Annotated in this window: 23 protein-coding genes and 1 riboswitch; of the genes, 9 read left to right on the forward strand and 14 right to left on the reverse strand. The window is 70.4% G+C overall.

Annotated features, from left to right (window positions below):
* Positions 1–103 precede the first annotated feature (103 nt).
* Positions 104–790 carry a winged helix-turn-helix domain-containing protein gene (locus VNE60_03575; GenBank protein ID HVB30589.1) on the reverse strand — a complete coding sequence of 229 codons (687 nt, stop codon included), beginning with the start codon at positions 788–790 and terminating at the stop codon, positions 104–106.
* Positions 791–879: 89 nt separating this feature from the next.
* Here VNE60_03575 and VNE60_03580 point away from each other — a divergent pair, with 89 nt between their 5' ends.
* The gene (locus tag VNE60_03580) at positions 880–1,206 is read left to right on the forward strand and encodes an NIPSNAP family protein (GenBank protein HVB30590.1); all 327 of its coding nucleotides are present in this window, start codon (positions 880–882) and stop codon (positions 1,204–1,206) included.
* A 58-nt stretch (positions 1,207–1,264) separates the two neighbouring features.
* Positions 1,265–1,666 (forward strand): S4 domain-containing protein, encoded by a 402-nt coding sequence (locus VNE60_03585; protein HVB30591.1) that lies wholly within the window; start codon positions 1,265–1,267, stop codon positions 1,664–1,666.
* A 3-nt stretch (positions 1,667–1,669) separates the two neighbouring features.
* Here VNE60_03585 and VNE60_03590 read toward each other — a convergent pair whose 3' ends face one another.
* Together VNE60_03590 and VNE60_03595 are read right to left on the reverse strand one after the other, a co-directional pair.
* The gene (locus tag VNE60_03590; protein ID HVB30592.1) at positions 1,670–2,341 is read right to left on the reverse strand and encodes a hypothetical protein; all 672 of its coding nucleotides are present in this window, start codon (positions 2,339–2,341) and stop codon (positions 1,670–1,672) included.
* A 4-nt stretch (positions 2,342–2,345) separates the two neighbouring features.
* On the reverse strand, positions 2,346–3,923 hold the full coding sequence (locus VNE60_03595; protein HVB30593.1) for a S41 family peptidase: 1,578 nt from the start codon (positions 3,921–3,923) through the stop codon (positions 2,346–2,348).
* A 127-nt stretch (positions 3,924–4,050) separates the two neighbouring features.
* On the opposite strand from VNE60_03595, the gene VNE60_03600 reads away from it, so the two are divergent.
* Entirely contained in the window at positions 4,051–5,451 is a 1,401-nt protein-coding gene (locus VNE60_03600) for an MATE family efflux transporter (protein HVB30594.1), read from the forward strand.
* 6 nt (positions 5,452–5,457) lie between these two features.
* Here VNE60_03600 and VNE60_03605 read toward each other — a convergent pair whose 3' ends face one another.
* A complete protein-coding gene (locus tag VNE60_03605; GenBank protein HVB30595.1) occupies positions 5,458–6,003 on the reverse strand; it encodes an ATP-binding protein in 546 nt (181 codons plus the stop codon).
* On the reverse strand, positions 5,958–6,536 hold the full coding sequence (gene pnuC, locus VNE60_03610) for a nicotinamide riboside transporter PnuC (protein ID HVB30596.1): 579 nt from the start codon (positions 6,534–6,536) through the stop codon (positions 5,958–5,960). The genes VNE60_03605 and pnuC overlap by 46 nt, the downstream gene beginning before the upstream one ends.
* 227 nt (positions 6,537–6,763) lie before the next feature.
* On the opposite strand from pnuC, the gene VNE60_03615 reads away from it, so the two are divergent.
* Together VNE60_03615 and VNE60_03620 are read left to right on the forward strand one after the other, a co-directional pair.
* Complete coding sequence (locus tag VNE60_03615) at positions 6,764–7,759, forward strand: L-threonylcarbamoyladenylate synthase (protein HVB30597.1); 996 nt, start codon at positions 6,764–6,766, stop codon at positions 7,757–7,759.
* A 71-nt stretch (positions 7,760–7,830) separates the two neighbouring features.
* Positions 7,831–10,326, forward strand: a complete 2,496-nt coding sequence (locus VNE60_03620; GenBank protein HVB30598.1) for a bifunctional YncE family protein/alkaline phosphatase family protein — start codon at positions 7,831–7,833, stop codon at positions 10,324–10,326.
* Positions 10,327–10,384: 58 nt separating this feature from the next.
* Here VNE60_03620 and infA read toward each other — a convergent pair whose 3' ends face one another.
* Both infA and VNE60_03630 read right to left on the reverse strand, forming a co-directional pair.
* A complete protein-coding gene (gene infA / locus VNE60_03625) occupies positions 10,385–10,606 on the reverse strand; it encodes a translation initiation factor IF-1 (protein ID HVB30599.1) in 222 nt (73 codons plus the stop codon).
* Between the two features lie 66 nt (positions 10,607–10,672).
* Positions 10,673–11,869, reverse strand: coding sequence for a GGDEF domain-containing protein (locus VNE60_03630; GenBank protein ID HVB30600.1), 1,197 nt, complete (start codon positions 11,867–11,869; stop codon positions 10,673–10,675).
* Between the two features lie 122 nt (positions 11,870–11,991).
* Positions 11,992–12,097: riboswitch (TPP riboswitch) on the forward strand.
* 64 nt (positions 12,098–12,161) lie between these two features.
* Between VNE60_03630 and VNE60_03635 the strand changes: the two genes are divergently transcribed.
* The 3 genes from VNE60_03635 (at position 12,162) to VNE60_03645 (ending at position 16,730) form a co-directional block, all read left to right on the forward strand.
* Positions 12,162–14,378, forward strand: a complete 2,217-nt coding sequence (locus tag VNE60_03635) for a TonB-dependent receptor (GenBank protein ID HVB30601.1) — start codon at positions 12,162–12,164, stop codon at positions 14,376–14,378.
* A gap of 80 nt (positions 14,379–14,458) precedes the next feature.
* Positions 14,459–15,739: an ATP-binding protein gene (locus VNE60_03640; GenBank protein HVB30602.1), complete on the forward strand. Its 1,281-nt coding sequence runs from the start codon at positions 14,459–14,461 to the stop codon at positions 15,737–15,739.
* A 7-nt stretch (positions 15,740–15,746) separates the two neighbouring features.
* Positions 15,747–16,730 carry a hypothetical protein gene (locus VNE60_03645; GenBank protein HVB30603.1) on the forward strand — a complete coding sequence of 328 codons (984 nt, stop codon included), beginning with the start codon at positions 15,747–15,749 and terminating at the stop codon, positions 16,728–16,730.
* Between the two features lie 21 nt (positions 16,731–16,751).
* Here the strand turns inward: VNE60_03645 and VNE60_03650 are convergent, their stop codons facing one another.
* From VNE60_03650 to VNE60_03680, 7 genes are all read right to left on the reverse strand, one after another.
* Positions 16,752–17,132 carry an Ig-like domain-containing protein gene (locus tag VNE60_03650; protein HVB30604.1) on the reverse strand — a complete coding sequence of 127 codons (381 nt, stop codon included), beginning with the start codon at positions 17,130–17,132 and terminating at the stop codon, positions 16,752–16,754.
* 103 nt (positions 17,133–17,235) lie between these two features.
* Entirely contained in the window at positions 17,236–19,191 is a 1,956-nt protein-coding gene (locus VNE60_03655) for a M1 family metallopeptidase (protein ID HVB30605.1), read from the reverse strand.
* Positions 19,192–19,308: 117 nt separating this feature from the next.
* The gene (locus tag VNE60_03660; protein HVB30606.1) at positions 19,309–21,159 is read right to left on the reverse strand and encodes a DUF2339 domain-containing protein; all 1,851 of its coding nucleotides are present in this window, start codon (positions 21,157–21,159) and stop codon (positions 19,309–19,311) included.
* A gap of 73 nt (positions 21,160–21,232) precedes the next feature.
* Positions 21,233–21,802 (reverse strand): hypothetical protein, encoded by a 570-nt coding sequence (locus VNE60_03665; GenBank protein HVB30607.1) that lies wholly within the window; start codon positions 21,800–21,802, stop codon positions 21,233–21,235.
* A 106-nt stretch (positions 21,803–21,908) separates the two neighbouring features.
* The gene (locus VNE60_03670; protein HVB30608.1) at positions 21,909–23,342 is read right to left on the reverse strand and encodes a tyrosine phenol-lyase; all 1,434 of its coding nucleotides are present in this window, start codon (positions 23,340–23,342) and stop codon (positions 21,909–21,911) included.
* A gap of 147 nt (positions 23,343–23,489) precedes the next feature.
* The gene (locus VNE60_03675; GenBank protein HVB30609.1) at positions 23,490–24,041 is read right to left on the reverse strand and encodes a Spy/CpxP family protein refolding chaperone; all 552 of its coding nucleotides are present in this window, start codon (positions 24,039–24,041) and stop codon (positions 23,490–23,492) included.
* Between the two features lie 65 nt (positions 24,042–24,106).
* Entirely contained in the window at positions 24,107–24,739 is a 633-nt protein-coding gene (locus VNE60_03680) for a hypothetical protein (protein HVB30610.1), read from the reverse strand.
* 115 nt (positions 24,740–24,854) lie between these two features.
* On the opposite strand from VNE60_03680, the gene VNE60_03685 reads away from it, so the two are divergent.
* Positions 24,855–25,804 (forward strand): aldo/keto reductase (locus VNE60_03685; GenBank protein HVB30611.1); only part of this gene is annotated, 950 nt, incomplete at its 3' end.

Here is a 25,804-nt window from a genome sequence, read left to right on the forward strand (position 1 = left end):
ACTGCACAGGACAAAAAGAGGGCGAGGCTGTGGGTTAAGCCTCGCCGACGCGGTAACTTACTTGCTGGTCAGTAACATGTCAACTTATGGGTCCGCGATCCCCTTACCCGCGGCCGGTGAGCGTCGAGCGGAGTGCCCGCTCCCCCACGGCGGAGAAGGAGACCACCCGGGTAGTCCTGTGCGGCCGCGCCCATCCGAGGGCGAAGCACCGGCGCAGGATGGCGGCGCCGAGGGCGCCCGCCAGATGATGGCGTCGAACACTCCAGTCGAGGCACGGCAGGCAGAGGGGCCGGCGGGCCCGCTTCAACGCCGCGACGTCTATCCCCATCTCGAGGCAGAACCGTTCGCCCTCCGCGGTGAGCGACAGGGCGCGGCCCTGGCCGCGAAGAAACCCGCGCTCTCTGAAGCGGTCGAAGACGAGCACCCCCAGGTCTCCGGCGAGGTGGTCGTAGCACACCCGGGCCTTGCGGAGGCCCGGATCCGCCGGCCCCGAGTTGACGTGGACGGCGCCGACGCGCCCGGCGAGCCCCATCAGGCGCTCGATCGCGGCGGCCACGTCGCGATTGGCCAGCCGGAAGTAGCGGTGGCGGCCGGCGCGCTCCACGGCGACCAACCGCACCTTGACCAGCTTGGAGAGATGGGAGCTGGCCGTCTGCTTGGTCACGCCCGCGGCCCGGGCCAACTCGGTTGCCGTGAGGGCGCGGCCCGTCATGAGCCCCATGAGCATCGTGGCCCGGGCCCGGTCGCCCATGAGCCTGGCGATCGGCACGATATCCGGCGCGGCGTCCATAGTTCCACAATAGTCGAACCATATGCGTGGCGCAATCGGCTATGCTGCAGCCGATCGCCGGGGTGCGTCCCTTCACGCCAGGAGCGTCCGTGTCCATCACCTGCTTCATCCGCTACGAGATCGACCCCTTCCAGCGCGATGCGTTCGCCGAATACGCGGCCAACTGGACGCGCATCATCCCCCGCTGCGGCGGGGACCTGATCGGCTACTTCCTGCCCTACGAGGGAACGAACAACGTGGCCTGGGCGCTCATCTCGTTCTCGTCGCTCGCCGCGTACGAGGCGTACCGCAGCCGCCTGCGCGCGGACCCCGACGGGCGCGCGAACTTTGCCATGGCGCAGTCCAAGCGCCTGATCCAGCGTGAGGAGCGGAGCTTTCTCGAACGAGTCCAGGCCACCCGCGGCCCGGAGGAGTAGCCGGAGCGGCGGGGACGGGGGCGTGCGCACGCGGCGTGGCGCGCGATATAGTTCAGCCATGACCGACGACGCGTCAAAGATCCGCATCGACAAGTGGCTGTGGGCGGCGCGCTTCTTCAAGACGCGATCGCTGGCCACCGACGCCGTGGCCGGCGGCAAGGTGGAAGTGAACGGCGACCGCGCGAAGCCGGCCAAGCTGGTGCAGCCCGGCGACACGGTGCGCCTGCGGCTCGGGCCCTACGAGCACTCGCTGGTGGTGCGCGCGCTGGCCGGGCGACGCGGCTCGGCACGCGACGCCCAGGTTCTGTATGAGGAGACCGCGGAGTCGGTGGCGGCGCGCCAGCGGCAGGCCGAGCAGTTGCGCCTGGCGCCGGCGGCGTTCGTGTTCGAGGACAAGGGGCGCCCCACCAAGAAGGACCGGCGCGACATCAAGCGGCTGATCGACCGCCGGCGCGACTGACGCTCAGTCGGGCGGCGGACCCGCCACCTGCACGAGCGTGTCGGCGTCGATTGCGTGACCGCCGGCAAAGGGCACCGCGACCAGGGGAATGCCGGCGCCGCGCAGGAGATCCATCTGCTGCGCGTTCCGCGACGCACCGAAGTACGGGTCGCGATCGCCGTAGGCATAGGCCACGGGCTCCGACCCGAACCGGTCGCGCGCGGCGCCGAAGTCGATGTCCTGCGGAATGCTCCCCGACCACGCGATCAGCCGGTCGGCGCGCGACTGCCCCTGCGCCAGCCAGCGCATGACCGTGGACACGCCCTGCGAGAAGCCGAGCGCCACGAGGCGCACGCGCGAGCGGTGGGCGCCGCCGAGGAGCGTGGCGGCGAGGGCATCGAGGTACGCCACGTAGTCGGCGATCTCATGCTCGCGGTCCTCGCGGGTCATCCAGGTAGCGCCGATCTTGGCGTCGGGGCTGTGGGGGAGCGCGGGGTCGAGGTAGAAGCGGGACAGCGCCTCGGGCGCGGCGATGAGACGCGACGGATGCGCGATGGGCGCGAAGTGGCGCAGGAACCGGCCGGCCAGCTGGCCGTAGCCGTGGCAGACGATCCAGACCTCTCGGACGCGCGCCCCGGGCTCGCCGAGCGTGTGGTAGCGCGCGGTGCGCGTGACGCGCAGGAAGTGCTCGCCCACCGGACTACTGCGTATGCGCGGCGGTGAACAGCTGCGACTGCGTGGCGCTGCGCCGGAGCAGGTCGATCGCCCTGGTGAGCTGGGGATCCTCGTTCAGCGTGAGCTGCTTGGCGACGCCGTCGCCGAACGCCTTGCCCACGGTGCGCACGGCGAGCTGCTGGATGAGGATCGAGTCGCCGACGGCGGCGAACTTGGGCTCGATGACCACGCCCCGCTTGTCCAGGCGATGCAGCAGCTCGGCGCGCCAGGCCGGCTTGAGTTCCAGCGTCGGCGTCTTGAGGCTGTCCTTGAGCTGGCGCGAATACTCGTCGAGTTCGGTGGCGACGGCGCCCACCTTGGGCGCCAGCGACCGGAAGAACTGCTGTTCGAGCGTGGTGAGCGTGTCGTCGTGGACCACGACGTCGGGGGTGATGCCGCCGCCGCCGTACACGATGCGTCCGTCGTCGGAACGGAACTTGGGACGCGCCAGGCGCTCCGAGTCGGTCTCGAGCGAGTCCGGCCGGGTCTCCACCAGTTGGCCGGCGTCGTTGAGCTTGCGCGGCCGGTGAATGGAGCGGCCGCTGGGGGTGTACCACTTGCCCGTGGTGAGCTTGAGTCCGTAGCCCCCGTCGAGCGGGCCATACACGGACTGCACCAGGCCCTTGCCGAACGACGTCGTGCCCACGACGAGGGCGCGGTCGTGATCCTGGAGCGCGCCGGCCACGATCTCCGACGCCGAGGCGGTGCCGCCGTCGACCATCACCACGAGCGGCGCGCCCACCAGCATGTGCTGCGTGCCGGCCCGCGAGATCTCGTCGGGCACGTTGCGCGAGCGCACGCTCACGATCTCCTGGGAATCCTTGAGGAACAGGCTGCTCAGCTGCAGGGCCTGGTCCACGATGCCGCCGCCGTTGCCGCGCAGATCGATGACGAAGCCCTTGGCGCCCTGCGCCGACAGCTTGCGGATCGCGTCGGTGACCTCTTCCACGACGTTCTCATTGAACGTCTGGATGGGGATGTAGCCCACGCTGTGGTCGAGCACGGTGGCGTACTGCACGGCCGGGATGTGCACTTCGCGGCGCGTGAACGCGAGCTTGATGGGCGTGGGCACGCCCGGGCGCGCGTAGGTCACCTCGACGGTGGATCCGACTTCGCCGCGCAGCTTCGTGGCGATGTCGACGCTGGAGACGCCCATCACGCTCTTGCCGTTCACGGCGGTGATGCGATCGCCTTCCTGCACGCCGGCGTCGGCGGCCGGGGTATGCGGGAACACCTGCGCCACGTACGTGCCGGCGGGATCCTCGCCGAGCACCATCCCGGTGCCGCCGTAGCGGCCGCCGGTGCCGCGCGCGAAATCGGCGCTGGCCTTGGGCGAGAAGAGCTGCGAGTAGGGATCGTCGAGTTCCCGCACCAGTCCCGCCGCGGCCTTGGCGTAGATGTCGGGCACCGGCACGGTGTCCACGTACTGGTTGGCCACGAGCGACATCACCTGCTCGAACAGCCGCGCGTTGGCGCGGGCCGGCGGTTCCTGGAGCAGGAATCCGCCGGCGACGATGGGGACGAACAGGAGCGTGGTGACAGCGGCGGTGCGAAAGCGCGGCATGCGGGGGTCCGAACGGCTGGAGGTATCAGGGGAAGAAGTACGGGCCGGGACGGTTTGTCAACGCAATCTGTCCCGATTGCGGTGGGCCCGCGTGGCACCGGCGCACCGGGCCTGCGAGATTCCCCGGATGGCAACCGCCGCAAACCGACCGCCCGCCGACGGCACGAGCCCGCTGCGCACCGAATTCCGGGCGTTGGTATCGCTGGCCCTGCCGGTGGTGGTGGTGCAGGTGGGGCTGATGGGCATGGGCGTGATCGACTCGATCATGGTCGGTCATGTGTCGGCGCGGGCGTTGGCGGCCGTGGCGCTGGGAAACATCTACTTCTTCAACGTGATCGTGTTCGCCATGGGCACGCTGATGGCGCTCGATCCGATCGTGGCCCAGGCCGTGGGCGCGCGCGACGACGCCGCGGTGGCGCGCGGCATCCAGCGGGGGATGCTGCTGGCGGTGGCGCTGAGCGTGGTCTGCGCCGCGGTCATGGCGCCGGCCACGCGGGTGATCACGCTGGCCCGCCAGCCGGCCGAGATCATACCCGACGCGGCGGCGTACGTGCGGATCTCGATCCTGGGCGTGCTGCCGTTTCTCGCCTTCGTGGTGTTGCGTCAGAGCCTGCAGGCGATGCACGAGCTGGCGCCGATCGTGCTCACGATCGTGGGGGCCAACGCGCTCAACGCGGGGCTCAACTGGGTGTTCATCTACGGGCATCTGGGGTCGGCGCCGCTGGGGGTGGAGGGGAGCGCGATCGCGACGGTCGTCAGCCGGTGGGTGATGTTCGCGGCGCTACTCGCGCTGTCGTGGCGCACCCTGCGCCGGTATCTCATGGCGCGCCACGCCGATGCCTGGAAGGCCAGGGCGCTGGCGCGGATGCTGGCCATCGGCATCCCGATCGGCCTGCAGCAGGTGCTGGAGGTGGGGGCGTTCGGAGCGATCGGGCTGTTCATGGGGTGGTTCGGCACGGCGCAGGTGGCGGCGCATCAGATCGCGATCCAGCTCGCCGCGCTGACGTTCATGGTGCCATTGGGGGTGTCGGCCGCGGCGGCGGTGCGCGTGGGGCAGGCCATCGGGGCGCACGACGGCGAGCGCGCGCGCCGGGCGGCACGGGCGGCGTTTCTGTGCGGCGTGGGATTCATGAGCGGCACCGCCCTGCTCTTCCTGACGCTGCCCGAGGCGCTGGCGCGGTTGTTCACCACGGACGGCGCGGTGATCGGGATCGCGTCGCTGCTGATCCCGGTGGCCGGCGTGTTCCAGGTGTTCGACGGCATCCAGGCCGTGGCGGCGGGGGTCCTGCGGGGCATCGGCGACACGCGGGCGCCGCTGGTGGCGATGCTCGCCGGCTACTGGGCGATCGGGCTGCCGGTGAGTCTCTACCTGGGATTCCGCACGGCGGCCGGGCCCACGGGCCTGTGGTGGGGGTTCGTGGCGGGACTGTCGTCGGTGGCGCTGTTCCTGTCGCTGCGCGTGGCGGCGTTGTTCCGCGGCGAACTCACGCGGCTGCACGTGGACGACGAGCGGGCGGCGGTGGAATAGCCGCGGCTACCGGCGCGCGAGCCGCGCGTCCACGGCGCGCACGGCGGCCGCGAACCGCGCGTCCCAGTCTCCGCGGATCTCCACGTAGGGCAGATGCAGCGCGTCGAGGCGATCGCGGAACAGCGCGTGCATCTCGTCGCGGCGATCGCCGCGGTCGCGCGCCGGATCGGGCACCCACGGCACGTCGACGTCCATGAGCAGATACAGATCGGCGGCGCGCTCCATGGCCGCGTCGGCGATCCACGCGGGACAGCGGCCGAAGTAATGGTCGCAGTACACCACGGTGCTCACGAGGTCGGTGTCCATGAACACGACGCGCGTGGCATGCGCCGCCGCGTCGTCCTCGGCGGCCATCTGTCCGCGGGCGATCGGCCCGTGGTCCTCGAAGCCGAGCACGTTGCCGCGCTCGAGCGCGTACTCGCGCACGAACTCGCGCGACGCCACCGTGCCGTAGTGCGCCGCCAGCCGGTGGGCGAGGGTGGTCTTGCCGGTGGACTCCGACCCGGTCAGGACGACGCGGACAACCGATGGCGATCGAGGCTGCGTTTCCATTCCACCCATCCGAGGATCGCGAGCACCAGGAACACGGCGTACAGGCCCGACGTGACGTACAGCTTCTTATAGATGTACACCGGGACATAGACGATGTCGGCGATGATCCAGAGAATCCAGTTCTCGAGGATCTTGCGCGTCATCATCCACTGCGCGACGAGGCTGGTGGCGGTGAGGGCGGCATCGACGGCCGGGATCGACACGCCGTGCAGATGTCGCGTGACGGCGTAGATCGCCACCCAGCCGAGGCTGCCGGCCACCGCCGACAGGAGCCACACCCGGCCCGACGCCCGTGAGACCTCGAGTCGCGTCTTGTCGGTTCCGCCATGCAGCCACTCGTACCAGCCGTACACCGACAGCACGAGATACACCACCTGCAGCCCCATGTCGGAGTAGAGGCCGTTGCGCTGGAAGATCAGGATGTAGAGGCCCACGTTCACGATTGCCGTGGGCCAGCTCCAGATGTTCTCTCGCGCGCTCAGGTACACGCTGATCGCGCCGGCCAGCGCGGCGAACCACTCGACGCCGCTCACCGGCTAAGGTTCGCGAACCGCCGGCAGGCGGGCGATCCGATGCGCGGCGACGCGCCGGCGATGACGGGCGCGAGCAGCGCAGCGATGAGCGGTGGGCGAGGCGGCATGCGGTACCGGCGCGATGGGACGGCGCGCCGCGGGACCGTTCCCCGGCGCGACGTAACATACCCCGCGTGACCGGCGCAACACCACCGGCCGCGACCGGCGCGCGTTAACTTGCGGGCCGTATGGAACTGCTCCGCGTGAACCCCGCCGCTCCCGATCCGGCCGCGCTGGCGCGCGCCGCGGAGGTGCTGCGCGCCGGAGGGCTGGTGGCCTTCCCCACCGAGACCGTGTACGGACTCGGCGCCCACGCGTTGGACGAGCGGGCCGTGGCGCGGATCTACGCCGCCAAGGGGCGCCCGGCGTACAACCCGCTGATCGCGCACGTGGCCGACGCCGACGCCGCGCGCGCGCTCGTGTCCGCCTGGCCGCTGGCCGCCGAACTCCTGGCGCGCGCCTTCTGGCCGGGCCCGCTCACGATGGTGCTTCCCAAGCGCGAGATGATCCCGGACGCGGTGACCGCGGGCCTGCCCAGCGTAGCGGTGCGCGTGCCCGGACACCCGGTAGCGCTGGCGCTGCTGCGCGCGGCGGGGATTCCGGTGGCGGCGCCGAGCGCCAATCGCTTCACGCAGGTGTCTCCCACCTCGGCCGAGCACGTGGTGGCGTCGCTGGGCGACGCCGTGGATCTGGTGCTGGATGGCGGCCCGACCACCGTGGGCATCGAATCCACGGTCGTGGATCTCACCGGTCCCGTGCCACGCGTGTTGCGACCCGGCATGATCAGCGCGGAACAGATCGGCGCGGTGGTGGGCGCGGTGGACGAGCGTCCGGTGGCCGTGGAAGCCGGCGCGGCGCGTTCGTCGCCCGGGCTGGTGGACCGTCATTACGCGCCGCGCGCGCGACTGCTGCCGTTCGACGACGGCTCGCGGGCCGCGGCCCTGGCCGAAGCCGCCGCCGCGACGGCGCGCGGCGAGCGGGTGGGCAGCCTGGCGTTCTCGCCGCTGCCGGTGGCCGAACCGCGCCTCATGCCGCGCCGCGCGGCCGCGTATGCGCGGCGGCTGTACGCCGAGCTGCACGAGCTCGACGATCGCGGCTGCGCGCTGGTGCTCGTGGAGCGCGTGCCCGACGCGCCCGAATGGGCCGGCGTCCGCGACCGGCTGGAGCGCGCGGCCCACGAGTAACGGTCGTGCACCGGGCGGCTTACGCCCCATGGCCCCGGTGCTAATTTCCACGCGTCCCCGACCCGAGACCCATGTCGCACAGCCATCGCACGCCGGCGCACGCGCTCAGTGCCGCGACCGCTCTGCTCCTGCTCGCCGCCTGCCAGGCGTCGCCGCCGCGGTCGCCGCGAGCCGGCGATTCCATGGGCGCCACGATCGGCCGCCTGCCCACCGGCGTCCACCTCGACCCGGCCGGCGTGCAGTACCCGGTGGGCCAGTTTCCGCTGGGGATGGCGCTGGCGCCCGACGGCCGCCACGTGGCGCTGTTGATGAGCGGGTGGGGCGAACAGGGCGTGCAGATCGTGGACCGCACCACCGGCCAGGTGACGCAGACGCTCGATCAGGCCGCGGCGTTCATCGGCGTGGCGTTCGCGCCCGACGGACAATCACTCTACGCCTCGGGCGGCAATCAGGACGTGGTCTATCGCTACGCGTGGAGCGACGGCCGGGCGACGCTCGCCGACAGCATCGTGCTGGCGCCCAAGCGCCCGCGCGCGCCGGGGCTGCGGTACGCGGCCGGCCTCGCGTTCTCGCCCGACGGGCGCACGCTGTACGTGGCCGAGAACATGGCCGATTCGCTGGCCGCGGTGGACGTGGCGAGCGGGCGCGTGGTGCATCGCTACGCGACCGATGCGTATCCGTATGGCGTCGTGGTGGCGGGCGACGGTCGGGTGTTCGTCTCGGCGTGGGGCGGGTACACCGTCTCGGAATTCACGCCCGAGGGCGACGGCATGAGCGCGCGGAAAATCGCGGTGGGCCGTCACCCGTCGGCGATGGTGCTCAACGGCGACGGCACGCGACTGTTCGTGGCGTCGGGAAGCACCGATCGCATATTCGTCGTGGCCACGGCGGAGCATCGGGTGATCCAGACGCTGCTCGATCCGCCGCCGGCGGGACCGGGCGAGGGGAGCACGCCCAATGGGCTGGCGCTGTCCGCCGACGGCACGCGGTTGTTCGCGGCCGAAGCCGACGCCAACGCGGTGGCGGTATTCGACCTGAGCCCGAAGACGGCGGGCGTGGCGGCGGCCACCGGCACCGACGCGCTGGTGGGCCGCGTGCCCACGGCGTGGTATCCGACGCTCGTGGCCGCGGTGCGCGACACCCTGCTCGTGGTGAGCGCCAAGGGCCACGGCACGCGGGCCAATCCCGACGGCGCGCAGCCGGTGCCGATGCCCGGGCACCCGCCGCGCGGCACCAACTACACACTGGGGCAGTTGGAATCCACGATGACGATCGCGCCGCTGGCGGAGGTGCGGGGCGCCGAGTTGGCGGCGCTCACCCAGCGCGTGGTGCGGGCCAACGCGTGGGACCAGCCCACGGGCCGCACGGCGAACTATCCGCCGTTCCAGCACGTGGTGTACATCATCAAGGAGAACCGCACGTACGACCAGGTGTTCGGCGACATGCCGTCGGGCGACGGCGACACCTCGCTGGTGTTCTTCCCGCGCGCCGACTCGCCCAACCACCATGCGCTGGCCGACCGGTTCGGCCTGTACGACCGGTTCTTCGTGAACGCCGAGGTGAGCGCCGACGGGCACAACTGGTCCACGGCGGCGTACGCCACCGACTATCTGGAAAAGACGGTGCCGTCGAACTACTCCGATCGCGGCCGTCCCTATGACTACGAGGGCTCGGTGTTCGGGGGCGGCGTGAAGGCGCGCATCCCGCGCGACGACGAGGCCGCGCCGGCGAACGGGTATCTGTGGGACCTGGCCCAGAAGCGGGGGATCACCTTCCGGAACTACGGCGAGTTCGTGGTGCCGGGCTCGCTCGACCCGGACGACCCGCTGCCGGCCGCCTATCGCGGCGACAAGCCGTTCCTCAAGGAGCACACGAATCCCGACTATCCGGGCTTCGACCTGCGGATCACGGACCAGCATCGCGTGGACGTGTGGCAGGCCGAGTTCGACTCGTACGTGCGGTCGGGCACGCTGCCGGCGCTCGAGATCGTGCGCCTGCCCAACGATCACACGTCGGGCGCGCAGGCGGGCGCGCCGACGCCGCTCGCGGCGATGGCCGACAACGATCTGGCGCTGGGCCGGATCGTGGCGGCGATCTCCCACTCACCGTACTGGAAGAACACCGTGATCTTCGTGCTCGAGGACGATGCGCAGAACGGGCCCGACCACGTGGACTCGCATCGATCGGTGCTGCTCACGATCTCGGCGTACAACCGGCCCGGCACGATTCACCGGTTCACGAATACCACCGACGTACTCCGCACGATCGAGGAGATCCTGGGGCTGCAGTCGATGTCGCAGTTCGACTATTACGGGCGGCCGCTGCGGCACATCTGGGCCGACACGCCGGATCTCACGCCGTACACGCCGCTCACCCCCGCACCGTCGCTCGACGCGGTGAATCCATCCGTGGGGCGCGGGGCGCGCGAGTCGCGGCGGCTGGATCTGGAGGTGGAGGACATGTCGAACATGGACCTGTTCAACCACATCCTGTGGCGCGACCTCAAGGGGAACGGGGTGCCGTATCCCGGCACGCACCGCATCCCGGCCCTCGACGTGATGCACTGACGGCTGCGTACCGCGCACTGCACGCTGCCCGCCGAAGGCGGTGGGCAGCGGCCGGCTCTCAGTTCTTGTGTCGGAAGGTGATGCGGCCGCGGCTGAGATCGTAGGGCGATACCTCGATGGTCACCCGGTCGCCGGCGAGTACGCGAATGCGGAACCGGCGCATATTGCCTCCCAGCGTGGCCAGCACGGTGTGCCCGTTGCTCAGGAGCACGCGAAACGTGGCGTTGGGGAGCACTTCGGTGACTTGGCCTTCGAGTTGTATCGCTTCTTCCTTCGCCATCCAGTTCTCCATGAAGGCGGCACCGCCCGGGAAATTCCGGCGGGCGGGGCTGCGGCAGCGGGAAGTCTAGGACCGGCCACCGGTTCCGTCAACGCGCGCCGGCGCGGCATCGGACCGCGGCGCCCCCACCAGGCCCGATTCCCCCATCACGCAGTTGCGGCCGGCGCGCTTGGCGGCCAGCAGCAGGTCGTCGGCGCGCTGGAGGAGGTCGAGGGCGTGATCGCTCTCCCGATCGAGCGTCGCGACGCCGGCGCTGAAGGTGACGTGGCCGTCGACCACCCCCGGAATGTCGAACAGCATCGTCTCCATGAGCCGACGGATCTGGTCGAGTTTCACCGCCGCGTCGTCGCCAGGCGTTTCGGGCAGCACGATCACGAATTCCTCGCCGCCGAACCGCGCCACGATGTCGGTGCTGCGGACGGTGCGCCGGAGCAGGTGCGCGAACGCCCGCAGGGCGGCGTCGCCGGAGGCGTGCCCGAACGTGTCGTTGAACTGCTTGAACAGGTCCAGATCCACCATCGCCAGAGCGAGCGGCCGGCCGTAGCGCCGGGCGCGCCCCACCTCCTCGCGCACGCGTTCCTCGAGCACGTTGCGATTGAAGAGCCGGGTGAGCGGATCGTGCGTGGAGAGTTGTCGCAGGCGGTGGGCGCGCTCGAGCACGGCACGGCTCAGCATGGCGGCCACACCGAGGACGATCAGACGGCCGATCTGATCGCCCCACGAGAAGTTGCCGTAGCCGGCGTAGCGCGGGTCGGACAGATCCCAATGCGCGTGCACGACGAGGACGAGCGCGGCGTATTCCACCACCGCCACGGCGCCGGCCACGAGCGGCGCCCGCCGGTCGTAGCGCAGCGCCGTGCTGGCGATGGCGAGAAGATAGATCTCGAATACGACGCGACTGTTGACGGTGATCTCGGGGCGGCCGATGAGGATGAACGCGGCCAGGATGGCGCTCACGCTGGTCACGTCGTAGACGCTGGTCGCGATGCTCCACCACGTGCGGTAGTGGCCGCGCGAGACGGCCGCCAACACCGATGCGGCGAACCCCAGGCTGACCAACCCCACCACGAGACCCACGTAGTTCTCGAGCTGGTCGGACCGCTGGACGATGCTCTGCAGCGGGATCAGCAGGAGGATGGCCGTGAACACGAGGCGTGCCCGCGCCACCGTGCGCTCGCCGGCGGCTCCGGCATCGATCAGGCTGGCATCGCTGGCCGAGAGGAGACGCTCCCAGCGAGCACCGGTCGGGGGTTCCTGCAACATCGGCCCGGGGAATGGGGGGTTGGATGGGGCACTCCGCGCGCCCCACTCCCCATAGTGTAACAGGCCGGCGGGCGGCGCCAGACCTCCCCGGGTGCCGGGCCCGGGGCGCCGGCATTAGGTTCCTCCGTTGACCGGGGTGCCCGGGCGCACATCCGCGCCCGCGCTGAGATCACACCCGTCGAACCTGAACCGGCTCGTACCGGCGTAGGGAGTCATCCATGCACAATTCCGCCCACCGGGCGCGCCATCGGGCGCGCCGGCACTCGCGTCCTCTCTCGTGGGGGATCCGCGCATGACCATCCTGACCCTGTTGACCGCCCTGTTCGCGGCCACCGGCCTGGGCGGCGTGGTGCGCGACGCCCAGACCCATGCGCCGTTGGCCGGCGTCCGCGTGGAGGACGTGCGCACGCACGCCGCCACCGTGACCGACTCGGCGGGCCGGTTCACGCTCGCCGTCACGCCGCCGGCGCGGCTCCGGTTCAGCCGCCACGGGTACGTGACCGTGGAGCACGACGTGCTGGCCGAGCGCGGGACCGCGGTGGAACTGGTGCGCACGGCGCAGAGCCTGGAGCGGGTGACGGTGTCGGCGCTGCGGGCCGGCGCCAGCGCACCGATCTCGGCCGACGTGGTGACCCAGGCGCAGATCCAGGCGCGCTCATTCGGCCAGGAGCCGCCGCTGCTGCTGGCCAACACGCCGTCGTTCACGTCGTACGCCGAGCAGGGGGGCTATTCGGGATACAGCTACATCCGCCTGCGCGGCATCGATCAGACGCGGATCAACCTCACGCTCGACGGCATCCCGCTCAACGATCCGGAGGACGAGGTTTTCTACTTTGCCGATCTGCCGGATTTCATGACCAGCATGCAGTCGGTGCAGATCCAGCGCGGCGTGGGCACGAGCACCAACGGCACGGCGTCGTACGGCGGATCGATCAACTTCGAGTCGGTATCGCTTACCGCGACGCCGGCCGGGGGGCACGTGGATCTGGGGACGGGCGCCTGGAATTCGCGCCGCGGCTCCGTGGACTACGCGTCGGGGCTCCTGCCCAGCCGGTTCGCGTTCTACGCGCGGGCCAGCGACCAGGCCACCGACAGCTATCGCGAGCACGCCGGCGACATGTCGCATTCGGGCTTTCTGAGCGCCGGATATTTCGGCGACCGCAACATCGTGAAACTCACGGCCATGGCCGGGCAGGAGCACAGCCAGCTGGCGTACTATGCCTCGGCTGAATCGACGCTGGTGCGCGACCGCCGCGACAATCCGCTCTCGCCCGACGAGCGCGACGACTTCGGCGAGCAACTCGGGAGTCTGGCCTACACGCGGCTGATCAACCCGCGGTCGTCCATCTCCACCACGCTGTACGGGGTCTCGGCCACCGGCTATTACGACGTGAAGGAGCCGCAGACCGACCGCTACCACCTGGACTTCTGGTGGGCGGGGGTGATGAGCACGTACACGTACCGCGGCGACCGCACGCAGCTGGACATCGGCGTGCACGCAGCGGACTACCATCGGGACCACTACATGTTCACGCTGCCCGATCTGGCCAACCGGGTGTACTCCAACCGCGGGATCAAGCGCGAGGCGAGCGCGTTCGTGAAGGGCACCTACGACGTGGGCCGGGTGACGCTGTTCGGCGACGTGCAGGCGCGCGATGCCTGGTGGCGGTACGTGCCCGACCAGAACGCCGACATCGCGCCGGCGAGCATCAGCTGGCGGTTCCTGAACCCCAAGGGCGGGCTCACCTACCGGTTGGCGCCGGCCTGGAGCGCGTACGCGTCGTACGGCGTGAACGGCCGCGAGCCGGCCCGCAACGACATCCTGGCCGGATTCGACAATCTGGACACGTCGAACGTGTCGTTCGTGGGGAGCTTCGAGCGGGTGCGTCCGGAGACGGCCCACGATCTGGAGCTGGGGGTGCACTACCGCGGCGCGGCCGTGACGCTGGACGCCGACGGGTACGACATGGAGTTCCGCAACGAGATCGCGGCGATCGGGCAGCTGAGCTATCTGGGGCTGCCGCTGCGGAAGAACGTGCCGGCGAGCACGCGCCGGGGGCTCGAAGCGGACGTGGCCTGGCGGCTCGCGCCGGCGCTCACCGCGTCGGTGAACGGCAACCTGAGTCGCAACTGGATCGCCGCCTACACCGACGACGCGAGCGGCATCACGTACCACGACGTCCCGCCGCTGCTCACGCCGCAGCTGTCCACCAACCAACGGTTGAGCTACGCGCCGGCGCGGGGGCTCGCGCTGTCGCTGGAGGGGCGCTACACCTCGCAATCGTTCCTCGACAACACGGGCGACCGGCAGTTCGTGCTGCCGGCAGCGTACATCACGGATGCCCAGGTGGCGTGGAGCGACGCGGCCCGGGGCTACGAGATCACACTGTTCGTGAATAACCTGGCCGGGGTCAACCGCTACGGCAGCGGCTATACGGACGGCTCGATCTCATACTACTATCCGCTGCCGCCGAGGAACCTGTTCCTGCAGTTCCGGGCCGGATTCTGACCGGTCCGGGGGGAAACGGGGGCGGTTGGCCTTGAGAAATGGCCCCCGGACGTTGATACTCCTCGTGGACCAACCCTGCGATGCCGCACTCTCCCGTTTCCCCCGACCAACTCAAGGATGCCTGTCTGCTCCTCGTCGACGACGAGCAGACGAATCTGACCCTGCTGCGGCTGATCCTCGGCCGCGCGGGGTATACGCGCGTGCATACGCTGTCCGACGCGCGCGACGTGCTGCCGCTGGCCCGGGCGTTGAATCCGGACCTCGTGGTGCTCGATCTGCGGATGCCCACGATGAGCGGGTTCACGGTGCTCGAGGGGTTGGTGGAGCAGACGGCGCCCGACGAATTCCTGCCGATCCTGGTCGTCACCGGCGATGCCAGCCAGACGGCGCGGCAGCGGGCGCTGAAGCTGGGCGCCAAGGACTTCCTGACCAAGCCGTTCGAGGCGACGGAGGTGCTGCTCCGCATCCACAATCTGCTGGTCACGCGCATGCTGCACGAGTCGGTGCGCGCGCAGAACGAGCTGCTCGAAGCCAAGGTCACCGAGCGCACGTCGCAGCTGGAGCGGGCGGCGGCGCAGGCCGAGGAGGCCAATCGCGCCAAGAGCGTGTTCCTGGCCACGATGAGCCATGAACTGCACACGCCGCTCAACGCCGTGATCGGCTTTGCCAACGAACTGCAGAAGAATCACGCCGGCAACCTCCTGCCGCAGGATCTGACGTACGTGCAGCGCATCAGCAGCAACGGACTCCAGCTGTTGCGCGTGATCAACGACGTGTTGGACCTGTCCAAGGTCGAGGCCGGGAAGATGGAAGTGGAGCTGGCGCCGGTGGCGCTGGACCGCCTGGTGCTCGACACGCTCAAGGACATGGAGAGCCGATCGGTGGGCACGGCGGTGGTGCCGCGTGTTTCGCTGCCGCCGTCGCTGGTGCCGATCGAGAGCGACGAGCACAAACTCAAGCGGGTGCTGATGAACCTCGTGGACAACGCCGTGAAATTCACCGAATCGGGAAGCTACCGCGTGGGGATCATCACCACGCCGGGCACCGGTCGGCCGCTCCGGCTGGACGTGATCGACACCGGGGTGGGCATTCCCGCCAACCGGCTGGACAAGATCTTCGGCGCCTTCGAGCAGGGCGAATCGGGCACGCGCCGGCGCCACGAAGGCACCGGCCTGGGGCTGGCGATCTCGCGCGCGCTGTGCGAGGCGATGAACTACCGGCTGACCGTGGTCAGCGAGCCGGGCCGCGGGTCGGCGTTCAGCGTGCTCCTGTCGCCCGACGCCGAGCCCCCGCGTTCGTACGACGATGCGCTGCGGGCGTACGCGCCCGCGTCCTCCGACCTGACGACACGTGGTTCGTAGGGTATTGATGGCGGCCCTCGTGGCCGCGGCGGCGAGCGCGGCGTGCGCCGCCCCGCTCGCCGCCCAGGGAGCCCAGCCGCCCACGCGCCCCAAGCGCGTCGAGCACGCGCCGAAGGCCGCGTCCAGGGCCACGCCCAAGCCGAAGAAAGCGAAGGTGGACACCGCGCCCAAGCCCACGTGGCCGGTGGCGGGGCCGGCGCCGCTGCCGGGCTCGATCCTGCCGTCGCACCGCATCGTGGCGTTCTACGGCAATCCGCTCTCGAAGAAGATGGGGATCCTCGGCGCGCTGCCGCCGGAGCAGATGCTGGCGCGGCTCGACACCGAGGTGGAGCGCTGGCGGGCCGCCGATCCCGCCACGCCCGTGGTGCCGGCGCTGCAGTTGATCGTGAGCGTGGCCCAGGGGCAGGCCGGCCGCGACGGGATGTACCGGGCGCGCATGGCCGACACGTTGATCGATCGCGTGGCCGGGTGGGCGGATCAGCGCCATGCGCTGCTCTTTCTCGACGTGCAGGTGGGCCACAGCACGGTGGCGGCCGAGTTGCCGCGGCTGCTCAAGTATCTCGCGCGGCCCAACGTGCAGCTGGCGCTCGACCCCGAGTTCTCGATGAAGGACGGCAGCACGCCGGGCACCAGGATCGGCACGATGGACGCGAGAGACGTGAACGACGCGGTGGCCGTGCTCGACAGCCTGGTGACGGCCAACAACCTGCCCCCCAAGGTGCTCGTGGTGCACCGGTTCACGCGGCGGATGCTCACGCACGCCGATCGCATCCGGCTCGATCCCAAGGTGCAGATCGTGGTGGACATGGACGGCTGGGGCCCGCGGGCGTTGAAGGAGGATTCGTACCGGGCGTACGTGTACGAGGACCCCGTGCAGTTCACCGGCTTCAAGCTGTTCTACCACAACGACACCAAGAGCGGGCGTCCGCTGATGACGCCGGCCGAGGTGCTCAAGCTGTTCCCGGCGCCGCTCTACATCCAGTACCAGTAGGCGCGCCTCGCCGGGCCCCGCTCACTGCGGGGAGAGAATCCTGACGAGCGCGGAATCTCCGACCGTGACGGAGTTGACGGTGATCGTCCCGATCACGTACGTCGCGCCCGTCGCGATCATCGTGACGAGGCCGGTGCTGCTGACCCTGGCCAGCGTGGTGTCGCGGGATGTCCAGGTGGTGTCGCCTTTCACCACCAGCGACCGGAGGTTCCCGTCGTACGCGGTCCCGGTGAGCTGCACCTTCGCGCCCGGGAGCGCCGATACGGTGTCCAGCCCGCCCTGGCCCGTGACCAGAAAATAGGTCAGCCCCCCGGAGACGACGGTGAGACCGGGTCCCGCAGAGGACCCGCCGCACGCGGCCGCGGCGGCCAGCACGCCGAGGATCACCAGTGTCCGTCGCATCACATTCCTCCAAATTGCGGGAGCGGGTCCCGTCCCCACCGGCAGGATCGCCGGTGGGGAGTGGTCCGATATCGGGGACCGCCCGCCGATCGTGAGTGGGTCGTTACGGGGAGGTCCAGGTGTTGTTCGTGCGGTCGATGTCAATGAGCTGGTGATCGGGATCGAGCTCGATCTTGGTCAGCGTCTTGCCCGCGAACGCATACTGCCGCAGGAACTTCGTGCTGTTCATGTACCAGGCTTCGGCGGGATACCTGAAGTCCTGCGTGGTGCCGTCGGAGAATGTGAACCGGGCGAGGATGGGCAGCACGCCGCGCGCCAGGTTGCCGTACACCACGGCCACGTGTTCGGTGTCGCCCATCGTGCGCGTCACCACCGTGTCGACGGTCTGGTCGAACCGGTCGTTGGTCTCGAAGAACTCGCGCCAGAACCAATCGAGGCGGCGGCCGCTCGCGTCCTCCATGGTGCGGAAGAAGTCGGCGGGCGTGGGGTGCTTGTACGCCCAGCGATGGATGTACTCGCGGAACGCGTCGTCGAACGCGCTGTCGCCCAGCACCTGGCGGCGCAGGAGATGGAGCGCCATCGACGTCTTCTCATACTGATTGATGCCGAGGAGGCCCGGATTGATGCGGTCGGGCCCGACGTCGATCGGCGTGTCGTACCCAGCCTTCATCACCTGTTCCACGCCCTGGCGTTCCTCGAGCTCGCGCTGCGCCTCGTCGCCCTTCTGGGGATAGCGGAGCGCTTCGGAGAAGGTGTTGATGAACGTGTTGAAACCCTCGTCCTGCCAGAAGTGCATGCGCTCGTTGGAGCCGACGATCATCGGGAACCAGTTATGCCCGATCTCGTGCGTGATCACGTTGTAGAGGCCGTACACGTCGCGGCTGCGGGCCTCCATGGCGAGCATCGGATATTCCATTCCGCTGATCGGGCCCTCGGCCACGGTGATCTGCGGGTACGGATACGCGAACCAGCGCTGCGAGTACTCCATGATCGACATCCGCGCCTGGTCGGCGGCATCGGACCACGGACTCACGGCCGACGGGCGGTAGTAGGCCTGGGCGAGAATGCCCTTCCAACTCGACGCGTCCCAGATGTATTCGGGCGAGGTGGCCCAGGCCACGTCGCGCACGTTCCGGGCGACGAACTTCCACGTCTGCGTACCCGACTTCCTGGGGCGCGCCGCGCCGCTCGCCAGTTCGGCCTGGGTGACGATGTGCACGGTCGTGTCGGACCTGGCCGCGGCGTGGAGGCGCGCGATCTCGGGCTTGGTGAGCACCTCGGCCGCATTCTGGAGCATGCCGGTGGCGGCCACGATGTAGCCGGCGGGGACGGTGGCGGCGAGCGTGAAGTCGCCGTATTCGCAGTAGAATTCGCCCTGGCCGAGGTACGGCTCGATGTTCCAGCCCTTCACGTCGTCGTACACCACCATGCGCGGATACCACTGGCCGAACTCGAACAGCGAGCCGTCATAGCCCATGCGATCGGCGCCGTGCTCGGGAATGGCGAAGTGCCAGGCGATGTCGAACGTGGTGCTCTTGCCCGGCTTGAGCGGCTCGGCCAGATCCACCTTCATCACGGTGGTCGAGACGCGGGTGGTGAGCGGCACGTTCTTCTTGCCGGGGATCACCTGCTCGAACCGGTCGATCACGTCGCCGCCCTGGAAGCCGCGCGCGCCGAAGCGCGAATTCTGCGGATAGACGTACGAATTGAGCGACCCTTCCTTGAACGCGTCCTGCTCCACCTGCACCCACACGTAGTCGAGCGTGACCGGCGAGTTGTTGGTGTACTTGAGCGTCTCGTGGCCGGTGAGCACGCGGGCCGCGGTGTCGAGCGACGCCTGGATGTCGTAGTCGGCGCGATTCTGCCAGTACAGCGGACCGGGAGCGCCCGACCCCAGCCGGAACGCGTTGGGCGTGTTCAGGTGGAGCGGCGCGAAGATGGACGTGTCGCCCACGCCGGTGGCGTCGATCTTCTGCTGCGCCATGGCCGGCGCGGCCAGGCCGCCCAGCGCCGCGGCGGCGATCAGGATTCGAGAAATGTTGCGCACGGGAACGGTCACCCCGATGAATGGAGGAGGAAAGGAGAATAGAGGACGATACACCCGGGTCAGGGGCCGGGGCCACCCGAACCGGCGTAAAATATGTGTCTGGCCGCGCGCCGCGCCCCGCGCCCGCGGTCAGGCGGCACCGGCGCCGCGGCGCCGATACCAGTAGGCGATGCCGAGCAGGAACGCGCTGGCCACGAGGTACGACGCGATACGAACGCCCACCGACGGCACGGTGCGGGCCGCGGCCAGCGCGCGCACGGCGGCCACGACGGCCAGCAGGAGACCGGCGCGGCGCAACCACCGGGCGTCGCGCGCCCGTCCGATCCCCACGGCAAGCACTGCGGTGCCCGCTTCCAGGCTCACCAGCGCCAGCGAGGCGGTGGCGGCGCTCACGGCGGCGGCGAGTTCCTGATGCGCCCACAGGAACGCCCAGCACCACGGCGCCGCGCGGACCAGGGCGTATGCCGCGCGCGCATCGCCGGCGCCGGCCCCTGCGGCGTCGGGCGACGCGCGCTCGACCGCCGCGGCGAGCGCGGGCCCCATCCAGGCCACCACCGCCCAGCCGGCGAGCGCCGCGGCTGCCGCCAGCGATTCGGGGGTGGCGAACGGGCGGTAGGCGAACGCGGGCCGCAGCAGCATCAGGACCCAGGCATACGCGCTGGCCCCCGTGAGCGCGAGCGCCATCATGAGCAGCCACGAACGGCTGGGACGCCAGCGCAGCCCGCCGGCGAAGGCCACGCCCAGCCCGGCCACGGTGGCGGGCATGATGGCCACGCGGCCCCACGGCGCGATGTACGCCCCCACCAGGGCGCACGCCGCGACGGCGAACGCCAACGCGTCGCGCAGCGCACCCACGCCGCGCCGCCAGACCGCGACGGTGAGCAGCACCGCCGCCGCCGCCGCGACCCGCGTGTGGGACCACGGGCCAGGCGCCACCGCTTCGCCGGTGGCGAAGGCGAGCATGAGCGGGATCGCCGCGCCGTCCATCCACGCCGGCGCGCGCACCTGGGCCACGTTCCCGCCCTGTGGCGCCAGCGCGGGCGCATCGGCGGTGAGCTCGAGGAGCACCAGCCACGCCAGCGCCGCCGCGCCCACGAGCAGGCTCGTGGACGCGGGCGACAGCGCCGAACCCCGCGCACCCAGCCAGAGCGCCGCCAACGCGCCGATGACGCCCATGGCGCGCAGCCGCGAACGCACGAACTCCGCCGGCGCCGCGGGCAGGACGCCGGCCGCGGCCACCGCCAGGGGAAGGGCCACGGCGAGGGCCGGCCCCCACGCCCCGCCGCGCGCCGCCAGGACCACCGCGAACAGTGCCACCGCGGTGGCGAGCACGCGCTCCGCCGTGCGCCAGGCGCGGGCGCCGATCCCGACGGCGCCGGCGACTCCGATCACGGTGCCATACGAGGCGAGCATCAGCGCGCTCCCCTCCGGGCCGGCGGTGACGAAGGGCGCCACGGCCGCGCCGCCGAATCCCACGCACCAGAGGATCTCGTCGCCCTGGACATGCGCGAACGCGGCCAGCGCGATGGACGCGCCAGCGGCGAGCGCGAATGCGCCCCCGAGGGGCACGAGGTGCAGGGCGGGTCCTGCGGCCCACGCGCACACGTGGACCACCGCGAGGGCGAGTCCGAGCAGCGCCGATCCGAACGACCGCTCTCGCGAACGCAGCCTGAACCCCGCCACCCCGAGCACGGCCGCGAGCATCAGGCCGAGCACAACGCGGGTGGTGGGTCCGAGCAACCCACGCGCCGCGGCCCAGCTCACGAACGTGCCCACCGCCGCCAGCGTGGTGACGGTGCCGAGTGCCAGCACGCCGTAGCGGCCCACGACGCCTTCGACGTCGCTCCAGGGCTCGGCCGGCGCGGCCGCGGGGCGAGGAGGGGCGGGCGTGGCCGTGTCCACCGGCGCGGCGGGGCGTGGCGGCGGAACGGCACCGGCCTCGGGACTCGCCGCGTCGAGGCGCGAGGCGAGCCGAGTCACTTCCGCGCGCAGCGCCGCCGTGGTGCGTTCGAGCTCGGCGACGCGGTCGCGCAGTTGCGCGTCGGGCGCAGGATCAGAGGTCAGGCGGGCCCCCGCCGTCGCGTCCGCGGTCGTTGCCGCCGCCCGATCCGCTGTCGCGCAGCAACTGCCCCAGCCGGTTGCGCTGGTCGTTCATGAGTCGCAGGGCGCGATCGCCGGACGCGCTGGGCAGCAGCAGGAGCGCCTTCTGGCCCGCGTCGTCGTTGTTCTTCATGACCTGGGTGATGATCCCGGCGAGCGTCACCGGCCGGTGGCCGGCCGCGTCACGATCGTCGCGACGCACGTCGTCCGACACCACCACCGGGCCGCCGGGATGCGCGGCCAGCGAATCGGCCTGCTGGAGCAGGCGGGCATTGGCGGCGTCGAGTTGGGCGAGAATCGCCCCGAGTTTTCCGATCAGGGAATCGGGGAGCCCGATGTCCTTGCGATGCTCGATGAGCGGCGTGATGGGATTGAGCCGCTCGATCGAATCGGACGTGATGATGTGGGGGGCTTCCTTGGGCGGGCTGGACGCGTTGTCCCTGCCCCGCCCCTGCGCGCTGGCGGAGGTCGCCGTCGCGGAGACCAGAGCGACGGCGGCGGCGAGCACGATCGAAATTCTCATGGCGCTGGAACCGGTGGGAGTGGAGCCGTACGGGTGACCCGTAGAACTTACCCCCCCAATTCCAGATGGAGCAAACCGGCCGTTCCGGCGGCATCGCCGGCCCCCGTTACCCCGCCGTCGCGGCGGCCGCGGTTGCCCCGGAATCCGCGAAGATCCCCGGCGCCCCCACGGGCTCGAACCGGGCCTGGAAGAACCGCAGGTACTCGGGCTCGTACGTGAACTTGAGGCCCGCCACGCGTTCGCGCTTCTGATAGACGGCGATCACGCTCTCGGCGGTCACGTCCATGTGCGCCTGGGTGTAGACGCGCCGCGGAATGGTGAGCCGCACCAGCTCCAGCTTGGGCATGCGGTTGGCCCCGGTCTGCGGATCGCGTCCGGATGACACGGTGCCGCGCTCCATGGCGCGGATGCCCGATTCCACGTACAGCGCCGCGGCCAGCGCCTGCGCCGGGAACTGCTCCCGATCGAGGTGCGGCAGGATGGCCGCCGCGTCGAGGAACACGGCGTGGCCGCCGATGGGCCGCACCACGGGCACTCCCGCTTCCATGAGCTGGTTGCCGAGGTACAACACCTGGCCGATGCGGCTGCGGATGTGGTCTTCCTGCACCGACTCCTCGATGCCGATCGCCATCGCCTCCATGTCGCGCCCGGCGAGCCCGCCGTAGGTGTGCAACCCCTCGAACACGACGACGAGGTTCCGCGCCTTCTCGGCCACCACGTCGTCACGCAGCCCCAGCCAGCCGCCGATGTTCACGAGGCTGTCCTTCTTGCCCGACATCGTGGCGCCGTCGGAGTAGCGGCACAGATCGAACAGGATCTCCGCCACCGTGCGGTCGCGTTGGCCGGGCTCCCGCTGCTGGATGAACCAGGCGTTCTCGACGGCCCGCGTGGCGTCGAGAATCACCTTGATGCCGCGCTCATGTGCAAACTCATATACCGCCTTCATGTTGGCCAGGCTGATCGGCTGCCCGCCGGCCATGTTCACCGTGGCCGCCACCGACAGGTACGGCACGCGCTCGGCGCCCACCTCGTCGACCAGCGCGGCGAGCCGCACGAGGTCGAGGTCGCCCTTGAACGGATGCTCGGAGCGCGGATCGTGCGCTTCGGCGATGATCACGTCGTGGAAGGTGGCGCCCGCCAGCTCCTGATGGGCGCGGGTGGTGGTGAAGTACATGTTGCCGGCCACGTGATCGCCGGGTTTGATCATCACGCGCGACAGGATGTGCTCGGCACCGCGGCCCTGGTGGGTGGGGATCACGTGCTCGTATCCGTAGCGGTCGCGCACGGCCTGTTCGAGATGGAAGAAGTTGCGCGATCCGGCGTACGCTTCGTCGCCGAGCATCATCCCCGCCCACTGCCGGTCGGACATCGCGCTCGTGCCCGAATCGGTGAGCAGGTCGATGTACACATCCTCGGATCGAAGCAGGAAGGTGTTGTAGCCGGCATCGCGAATGGCACGCTCGCGTTCGCGGCGGTCGGTCATCTTGATCGGCTCGACGACCTTGATCTTCCAAGGCTCGGCCCAGCTGCGCGTGGTCATGTACGGTCCCCTGGCGGAATGACAAGCGTGCGACGCGCCAGATCGCGCGCCGCCGCTGCGCTCAAGGTCAACAGGGGAAGGCCGGCCGTCAGTCAGGGATCCGGAACGACGCTGTCCGGCAGTGCCTGACAGGCCGGGCGCCGGGACTCAGCCGCCGCGCGGACCGCGTCCCGCGCGGGCGATCCGGCTCAACTTGTCGTGCGAATCGCCGAGCACGTCGTCGGCCTTCTTGCGCTGGTCGTCGGTGAGCAGGGCGCGCGCGTCCTTCTCCACCGAATCGTAGCGCTCGCGAACGCCGCCGATGATGAGCCGCGTGAGCGTGCCCACGGTGCGCGCCGTGGCCGCGTCGTCGTCGGACATGCCGGACCCTCCGCGCGGCATCTGGCGGTTGAGGGAATCGAGCGCGCGGAACGGCATCCGATGGGCCGAGTCGAGCTTCGCCTCCATGTCCCTGAGCTTCACCGTCTGCTCGTCGGTGAGCTTCAGGTCCTTGTGCTTGTCGAGGAGGATCGCGAGCGGATCGAGTTCCTGCAGGTCGCGCGCCGACACCGCGGCCGGCCGCCGGCCGAAGCTGTCGGAGGAATCGAACCCGAAGTCCGACCGCTTGGTGGCTTCGCTGCGTGTCCCGCCGCCGCGCTGAGCGGACGCGAGCGCGGGCAGCATCAGGATGAGGGCGGAGACAACGACTGTTCGACGCATGGGGTGGCTCCTGGGTTCGGCGCGTGGCGCGGGAGCGCTCGCTCGGGAAATGGGCATGGAGGGTTCTATGGATCGTTGGGCGAGATGCGCTCGGCGGGCACCGTGCCGCCGCGGACGATCGCGCGCATCATCGTGCGCTGCTCGCGCACCACGTTGTATACACGCCGGAGTTGCGGACCGGAGAACAGCGCCATCGCCTCCTCGGCCGCGGCGTCGTCGGCGTCGCGAATGCGGCCGAGGATCGCCGTGAACGTGATCCGGTCGTTGCCCTGCCGCACCAGCCGGTCGCCCGGCGACCCGCTGGTATCGGCCGCGTGCCGGCGAATCTCCGCCAGCACCGAGTCGAGGGACCGCAGGTGCGGCGCGTTGCGGGCGTGCAGCCGCCGCTGGATGTCGCCGAGCCGGACGACCTGCGAATCGGCCAGCGCGAACGCCGACGCGCGGGCGATGAGCATGGCGACCGGATCGAGGCGTTCCACATCCGCCGCGCTCAGGTTGGGGGCCGGATCTCCCACCGACCCCTGGCCCACGCCACGCATGGCGCGGCCGGCCCGCTGGGCCATGCCCGGCGCGGGCGCGGCCGACAGCATGACCACCGCCAGCACCGCCGGCCCCAGACGGAATCCGAACCGCAACGCGCCCTGCCACCGCCGCGATGGGGCGGGCGTGGGGCGGCCTGGGGGGATGGGCGTGGACATGGTGGGTTCTCCTACCATCCAATACCGCTATCCACCGTCAATCGTTGAACCGTCGGGCGGCGGAGCGCCGACGCGGCCTGTTATTTTGCACGGGTACTCAGCGCGGGAGCGTGGAATGCAGCATCGGAAGCTTGGCCAACTCGACGTGTCGGCCATCGGACTGGGGTGCATGGGGATGAGCGACTTCTATGGACCGCGCGACGAAACCGAGTCGCTGGCCACCATCGACCGCGCCCTCGACCTCGGCGTCACGTTCTTCGACACGGCCGACATGTACGGTTCAGGCGCCAACGAGCAACTGCTCGGGCGGGCGCTCGGCGCCCGCCGCGCGTCGGTGGTGTTGGCCACCAAGTTCGGCATCACCCGCGATCCGTCCAATCCGGCGCACCGCGGATTCAACGGCGCGCCCGACTACGCCATCCGCGCGTGCGACGCCAGCCTGGCGCGGCTCCGCACCGATCACATCGACCTGTACTACCTGCACCGCGTGGATCCCCGCGTGCCCATCGAGGACACGGTGGGGGCGATGTCGCGGTTGGTCGACGCCGGCAAGGTGCGGTACCTCGGGCTGTCCGAGGTGTCGGTGGCCACGCTGCGCCGCGCGCACGCCGTGCATCCGATCACGGCCCTGCAGAACGAGTACAGCCTGTGGACGCGCGAGCCCGAGGACGGCGTGCTCGCCGCGTGCCGCGCGCTCGGCATCGGCTTCGTGCCGTACAGCCCGCTCGGCCGCGGCTTCCTGAGCGGACAGTTGAAGAGCCCCGACGACTTCGCCGCCGACGACTTCCGACGCATCCAGCCGCGGTTCCAGGGCGAGAACTTCCGGAAGAATCTCGAACTGGTGGCGGCCGTCGAGCGGCTGGCCGCGAGCAAGGGCACGACGACGGCGCAACTCGCGCTGGCGTGGGTGCTCGCGCAGGGCGACGACATCGTGCCCATTCCGGGCACGAAGCGCGTGAAATACCTCGAGGACAACGTGGCGGCGGTGGAGTTGAAGCTCACGCCGGCCGATCTCGCGGCGCTCGACGCGGCCTTCCCGCGCTCGGCCGTGGCGGGCGAGCGGTA

The organism is Gemmatimonadaceae bacterium (assembly GCA_035533755.1).
Classification (GTDB): Bacteria; Gemmatimonadota; Gemmatimonadetes; order Gemmatimonadales; family Gemmatimonadaceae; genus JAGWRI01.